The 1669-nt window shown below is 58.8% G+C and carries 2 protein-coding genes; one reads left to right on the forward strand and one right to left on the reverse strand.

All coding sequences use genetic code 11. From position 1 onward, the window contains the following. Positions 1-115: 115 nt before the first annotated feature. Entirely contained in the window at positions 116-622 is a 507-nt protein-coding gene (locus ACW4QM_RS11440) for a hypothetical protein (protein ID WP_161128379.1), read from the forward strand. 384 nt (positions 623-1006) lie between these two features. On the opposite strand, the gene ACW4QM_RS11445 is transcribed toward ACW4QM_RS11440, so the two are convergent. After that, a partial coding sequence (locus ACW4QM_RS11445) for a CdiA C-terminal domain-containing protein (RefSeq protein WP_455798471.1) occupies positions 1007-1669 on the reverse strand: 663 nt, incomplete at its 5' end.

Here is a 1669-nt window from a genome sequence, read left to right on the forward strand (position 1 = left end):
GGGCGGCGGTACCAATTTATCTTACCCAGGGTACCAAGCCCGCTGACTGGCGGTACCAGATTCTGCTGATTGTTGGTACCGGAGAGGGTTACTACTCAGAGAAAGAGGTGGTCGTGTGGAATTCACATCGGCTAGTGCCAACAAGTACCTGCGGAGGTTGCAGGATGAGAAAGATCGGCTCCTGCGGACCGAGCAGGAGGTGAGCACCTACGTGCTCGCGGAAGGGGAGGCGGCCGAGCCTCCCGCCTACGACTACGGGGCCGTGCGCGAGAAGGTCGCGCAGATCGACGGGCAGGCGCGGGCCATTCGTCACGCCTTGCACCGATTCAACATGAAGACGGTTCTGCCCGAGCGGGGCATCACCATCGATGAGGCCCTCATCCTGCTCGCGCAGCTGTCGGGGCGCAAGGAGCGCCTGAACGGGCTCGCCTCGCGGCAGCCCCAGGAGCGACTGGGCAACCGGTACTTCGGCAGCAGCAACGGGCCCATCGAGTACCGGTATGCGAACTACGACGTCGCCCAGGCAGAGGCGGACTACCGCGCCGTCGCGGACGAGATCGCTGCGCTGCAGCTTGAGCTGGACCTGGTCAACCAGACGGAGGTCTTCTCGGTCGAGCTGTAGGGGCTCGCTTACTTTCCGGATCTGTGGCTTTTCCCCGCAAAGGATACTTTGGAACGTTGCGGTTTCGCGTTGGAGTTGTCGGGTAGTTCGTTGTCGGCAGTGCCGTGCGGTTTGAGCGTTGGCATCTTGCTGGAAGATCTGGCTTCCACCCATTCCGCCGCAGATCGAAAGCTTCAGGCGCCTCCCCGCGAGGCCGCCCGCGATGCCGAAGCACGGTCATAGGCATCACCTTGTTAAGTGTCTAGTTGACATATTCGCAGGGTGAAATCGGGGAAACCCGGGCTCTGGTATTCGGGATATTCGGGGTATCCCAAAAAATAAAGCGCCGGAGGCAGGTGATGACTCACCATTCGGGCGCTTTGCGTTTTGAATGTTACACCAAACTCACTTGATGTCAATGACCTGCGCCTTACGATTCACGAACAACAGACGCTTGAGATTCTTGATGCGTCCGGCCGCGCACGCTTGAAGTTCGCGCTCGATAGCATGGTCGGGTATTCCCTTCATCCTGCGGGAATCGAGAATAACGCAATTGGATTGGTCGAGCGCTTTGCGAAGGTTCTTCTCAATGGCCTTTAGGTTCGATGCTTTTGGCGCTTTCATCTCCCAGACGATGCCGTCGATTATCGCATCGGCTGATGTTGTGCGCTGCTCCTCGCTTCGCCGAATGAATTCTACGGTGCGGCCGGCTGCCGCAAGCGCTTCTGCCGTTTTCATCTCGTGTGGCCATACGTTGGCTCCCGACTGAATGATTATCTGCCTCGTTTTGAATTCATGGGGCAATTGTGGCCGTACAACATTAGCTTGCAAACCCTCGATCCTTCTGTAGACGTTGCGGTTTCGCGTTGGGGTTGTCGGGTAGTCCGTTGTCGGCAGTGCCGTGCGGTTTGAGCGCTGGCGTCTTGCCGGGAGTCCCGGCTTCCACCCATTCCGCTGCAGATCGAAAGCTGCGTACGGTACGCCTGAGCGGTGACTGTTCCACGCTACGCCGATGATGTATGTCCACAGCGCCGATGCCTGTTCCATGCAGCGCCGATAATCGGGAGG

It is taken from the genome of Adlercreutzia sp. CNCM I-6207 (genome assembly GCF_977072305.1).